Origin of the sequence: Nakamurella sp., from assembly GCF_048594475.1 — a bacterium.
Lineage (GTDB): Bacteria > Actinomycetota > Actinomycetes > Mycobacteriales > Nakamurellaceae > Nakamurella.
On the sequence record NZ_JBMDXT010000025.1, the window covers coordinates 1 to 4,819 of the forward strand.

Sequence of the window (4,819 nt, forward strand, 5' to 3'; positions counted from 1 at the left end):
CCAGCCGGCGGCGGCGTCCCCGGCCCCCCGCCGCGCCTCCCCGGACCAGTCCCTCCCCTGCCCGCCGCCGTGCGGGCCCCCGCACGACACCGGTTCCTGGCTGCCCGGGTCGTCCAGGCACATCGCGAACCGGGCCCCGTCGGCGGTGTTCCAGCTGCCGCGCAGCGAACCCTCGAGCTGACCGGCCGCGTCGGACACACCGTCCGGCGGCATTCCGACCACGCAGGCCGACCAGTCCTGCCCGGCCGCCTGCTGGCGCTCGTCCGGCCCGATCAGGGTGGGCGAGGCGCTGCTCATCGGGTAGCGGTCGGGATTGGACCCGAGCGACGGCGGCAGGCCAAGGTAGCTGTCGATGGCGTTCCAGCACTGTTGCCAGGAGCCGTCGTCCCACATCTCGGTCAGGTCGGTGCCCGCACCCACGGAGACGACCTCGCCGTACCGGGTCCCGGTGCACGGCGCGACCCGCAGCGCCGGCAGCGGGCCGCTGGTGCGGCCGGCCTCGTCGGCCAGCCACGGGTCCTCGAGCAGGCAGTCGCCCGCCGCCGGGGGTCCCGGCGGCGGACCGGCGACCGCGGTGCCGGTGATCGACCCGGGACGGGCGGCGGTCCACACCACGGCCCCGCCCAGCAGCACGACCGCGCCCACCACGGCGGCCCAGCGCAGGCCGGTCATCGCCGCGGCACCGGCTGGTCGCCCAGGCCGCGAAGCGGTCCGGTCAGCGGGCCACCGTCCCCGGCCGACACCAGGCAGTCGACGATGTAGCCGTCCGGGTCGGCGACCGCCGCGTCACCGGTGACGACCTGTTCCGCGACGTCGTCGTAGGTCGAGTTCACCACCTGGACGGTCAGCGCCCCGCTGTCCAGGTGGGCCGGCGAGCCGATGGCGTCGGCCGCGACGGCGCGGCAGTCGGCCAGCACCGCGTCCGCGGCCCGGCCGGGGTCGCCGGGCCAGTAGGCGAGCTCCTCGAACCGGTGCCCGGAGCGGCAGCCCACCGGGACCTGCCGGTCCGGATCGTCCAGGCACAACGCGAAGAAGATCCGGTCGGCGGGGGTGGCCCAGACATCGCGGAGCGCCCGATCGACCTGCCCGGAGCCCGGCCCGCCACCCTGCGGCGGCGGGCCGATGACGCAGGCCGACCAGTCCTGGCCGGCCGCCCGCTGCCGGGCGTCCGGGCCGACGAGCACCGGCCACGCGCGGCTCGCCGCCGTCGGCCCGCCGTCGGCGGCCCGCGGATCCGGCATGCCCAGGTAGGTGTACCCGGCGTCGAAACACCGCTCCAGGCTCCCGTCCTGCTGGGCGGACAACCGGTCGGTGCCGGCGCCGACCGACACCACCTCGCCGAACCGCGGCCCGTCGCAGCTGGCCAGCCGCAACGCCGCCAGCGGATCGTCCGCGCCGAATCCGCCCATCACTGCCGAACCGAACGGCTCGTCCAGGAGGCAGTCGCCGACCTGGGGTGGTGGGGCCGGCTCGGCCCCGGCCGCGGGCGCGGATGATGCCGTCCTCGAGGCGGGCGCGGTGGGCGACCCGGAACTCGACCCCGAGGCCCGTTCCGATGGATCACCGGCGGACGGCGCCGTTCCGGTCACCGTCGCGGACGCCGGGCCGGACGTCGGCGTGCCCGCGACGGTCGGCCCGCCGAGCGCCGCCGCCGTCACCACCCCGGCGATCAGCAGCACCACCACCGCACCGGCGCCGATCCATAGCCGAGCCATCGGCTCTCACCCCCCGATCGCGCATGCGAGGGTGACACTGTGACACGGTCGGGGACGAATCGCTCCCCGGGCAGGGCTGCCGGGGGTTCGGGCCGCCGTGGGCGCCGATCAGGTCAGCCAGTGCTCCTGCCGCTCGGTCATGTCCCAGAGCCGCATCCGGTGCAGCCGACCCGGAACGCCGGCGGGCCCGAGCACCGGCAGCGCGGCCGCGATCTGCGCGGCGGTGAGCCGGCGGGCCAGCGTCAGGTGGGGGGTCCAGGCCCCGGCCGTGAACGTGCCGTGCCGGTCGACCGGGTCGTCCAGCGCCTCCACCACCCGCCGTTGCAGGTCCAGCAGCTCGACGGCCGGTCCGGCCAGGCGGGCCAGGACGAACTGCCGCCCGCCGAAGACCAGAACCGATCCGGCGGTGACCGGCAGGGGCAGGTCGCGGGCCACCGCGGCCAGCCGCTCGCGCACGGGTTCGGCCGCGGTGGCGGACAGCGCCAGGGTCACGTGCGGCCGGTTCGACACCCCGGTGTGCCGGGCCTGGCTGGGCAGGCCCGCCTCGACCAGCGCCGCCCAGTCCGCCCGCACCGCCGCGTCCGCGGCCCCGTCCACGACCAGTTCCACCGAGAACATGCCCTCATGAAACGGCAGCCCCGCGCGGTCCGCTGCTTGGCCGGGCACCGGCCAGGGAAAGATGGGCCGGGTGCAGTCCGCCGGGTCGGGGCCGACCCGTCCGGCCGGGACGATGAGGGGGTCGCATGTTCGGACGCGGCAAGAAGCCGGCGACGGGTGACGCGCGGGGGTCCGGGAACGCGCCGGACGGATCGGCGCGGGCGGGCGACGGCTCGGATTCCGACGACGACCTGGCCGGTCACCGGCCGCATCACCCGCTCAGCGACCGGGCCCTGGAGGGTCTCAAGCACAACATCACCGACTGGTCGCGGTGGACGCTGCGGCTGCTGATCATCGGCGTCGGACTGGTGGTGCTCTTCTGGCTGATGGGCCAGCTGTGGAGCGTGCTGCTGCCCATCTTCCTGGGCCTGCTGCTGGCCACCGTGCTCTGGCCGCCCGTCCGGCTGATGCGCCGCAAGCTGCCCAACGCGCTGGCCGCCATCCTGGCGCTGCTCGGGTTGCTGGTGATCTTCGGCGGCCTCATCGCGGTGCTCGCCCCGCAGGTGACCTCGCAGGCCGGCGACCTGGCCGATCGGGCGATCGGTGGCCTGACCACCCTGCAGCAGTGGCTGGCCGGCCCGCCGTTCAACCTCGGTCCCGACGCGCTGGGCGGCCTGGTCAACAAGGGCATCTCCGAGCTGCAGAGCAACAGCCAGGAGGTCGTGGCCATCGTCATCGGCAGCCTGGGCGCCATCGGGTCGGCGATCGTCACGCTGGTGCTCGCGCTCGTGCTGTGCTTCTTCATCCTCAAGGACGGCCCGACGTTCGTGCCGTGGCTGCAGACCTGGATCAACCGCAGCGGCGGGCGGCACTTCGCCGAGGTCTCCGACCGCGTCTGGACCGCGCTGGGCCAGTACGTGTGGTCGCAGGCGGCGGTGGCCGCGGTCGACGGCATCTTCATCGGCCTGGGTGTCTGGCTGCTCGGGGTGCCGTTCGCGCTGCCGATCGCCGTGCTGACGTTCTTCGGCGGGTTCGTGCCGATCGTCGGCGCCTTCGTCGCGGGGTCGGTCGCGGTGCTCGTCGCGCTGGTGTCCAACGGCGTCTGGACGGCGGTCGCGGTGCTGGTCGTCGTGCTGATCGTGCAGCAGCTCGAGGGCAACGTGATGCAGCCGATCCTGGTCGGCAAGACGATGAAGATCCACCCCGCCATCACCATCGGGGTGGTGGCGCTGGGCGGCACGCTGTTCGGGATCGTCGGCGCCTTCCTGGCCGTCCCTGCGGTCGCGGTCGTGCAGGTCATCGCCCGGTACGTGCGCGAGCAGCTGCAGGCACTCCCCCCGGAGCCGGCCGGCGGGGCGGCTCCGGACCGTGCCCGGTCAACCGATTCCGATCCCGTGGACGGAGTGGCCTAGCGGCGGCGATCGGGGCGCGGGCGTCCGGGCGCGGCCCGGTCGTCCGGGGTCCGAGCCCATGCCCGCCCCGCCCAGCCCCACCAACCGCACCGAACCCGGGTCAGCGCCGGAGCCGATCGGTGCGCGAGCCGTCGGGTCGATCAGTCGAGCACGGTCGGCCGGATCTGGCGGCGCAGCTCCACCAGGTGCAGCGCGTGCGCGTCCAGCGCCTTGTCCTGCTGGGTCTCCGGCCGCCAGCGCGGCACGGGGGTGGCGTGGGCGGCGTCGTCGAGCGCGACGAAGATCGTCAGGCAATGGGTGGTCAGCTCCAGCTCACCGGTGGTCGGCGACCCCGATCGGACGTGCACGGCGATGTGCATGCTGCTGCGGCCGGTGCGCAGCAGCCGGGCCTCCAGCTCGACCAGGTGCCCGATCTGGATGGGCCGGTAGAACCGGACCCCGCCGGAGTACGCGGCGATCGCCGGGCCGCCGCACCAGCGGGTGGCGACCGCGTAGGCGGCCTCGTCGATCCAGCGCATCACGGTCCCGCCGTGGGCCTTGCCGCCCCAGTTCACGTCCGTCGGCGCGGCGAGGAAGCGCAGGGTCGTGGCCGGCGCCGTGCTCGGGCCGGTGTAGCTCTGCTCGGCCATCGCCTGTTCGATGTTGCGGCGGACGGTCACCCGGGCCCGGGCGTCCGCGAGCAGGCGTTCGTCCACCTCGGTGACCGGCGTCCACGGGGGCACCTGCGTCGGCCGGCCGGTGGCGTCGACCGCGACGAACACGACCACGCAGGTGGTGGCCTCGGTGTAGACGCCGTCCTGCGGATCCGCCGACGAGACCGTCACGTGCACGTCCATGCTGCTGCGGCCGGTCCGCATCAGGCGGGACGTCACCTCGACCAGATGGCCCGACTCGATCGGCCGGGCGAACCGGATGTCGCCCACGTAGGCGGTGACGCAGTAGCCGCCGCTCCAACCGACGGCCAGCGCGTACGCCGACTTGTCGATCCACTCGAGCACCCGGCCGCCATGGATGGACCCGCCCAGAGAGGCCACCTCCGTCGGGGCCGCCAGGAACCGCAGGGTGATCTCGCTCTGCCCCGTCGCCATGGAGGAT

5 protein-coding genes are annotated in these 4,819 nt (G+C 74.7%); 1 reads left to right on the plus strand and 4 read right to left on the minus strand.

Annotated features, from left to right (window positions below; genetic code table 11):
- The 3 genes from ACOJUF_RS01235 to ACOJUF_RS01245 all read right to left on the minus strand — a co-directional run.
- Positions 1–672 (minus strand): hypothetical protein (locus ACOJUF_RS01235; RefSeq protein WP_420120045.1); only part of this gene is annotated, 672 nt, incomplete at its 3' end.
- Positions 669–1,715, minus strand: a complete 1,047-nt coding sequence (locus ACOJUF_RS01240; RefSeq protein WP_420120046.1) for a hypothetical protein — start codon at positions 1,713–1,715, stop codon at positions 669–671. The genes ACOJUF_RS01240 and ACOJUF_RS01235, both read right to left, overlap by 4 nt.
- A 108-nt stretch (positions 1,716–1,823) precedes the next feature.
- A complete protein-coding gene (locus ACOJUF_RS01245; protein WP_420120047.1) occupies positions 1,824–2,333 on the minus strand; it encodes a 2'-5' RNA ligase family protein in 510 nt (169 codons plus the stop codon).
- Positions 2,334–2,458: 125 nt separating this feature from the next.
- Here ACOJUF_RS01245 and ACOJUF_RS01250 point away from each other — a divergent pair, with 125 nt between their 5' ends.
- The gene (locus ACOJUF_RS01250; RefSeq protein ID WP_420120048.1) at positions 2,459–3,724 is read left to right on the plus strand and encodes an AI-2E family transporter; all 1,266 of its coding nucleotides are present in this window, start codon (positions 2,459–2,461) and stop codon (positions 3,722–3,724) included.
- Between the two features lie 140 nt (positions 3,725–3,864).
- Here ACOJUF_RS01250 and ACOJUF_RS01255 read toward each other — a convergent pair whose 3' ends face one another.
- Positions 3,865–4,812, minus strand: a complete 948-nt coding sequence (locus tag ACOJUF_RS01255) for an acyl-CoA thioesterase (protein WP_420120049.1) — start codon at positions 4,810–4,812, stop codon at positions 3,865–3,867.
- Positions 4,813–4,819 lie beyond the last annotated feature (7 nt).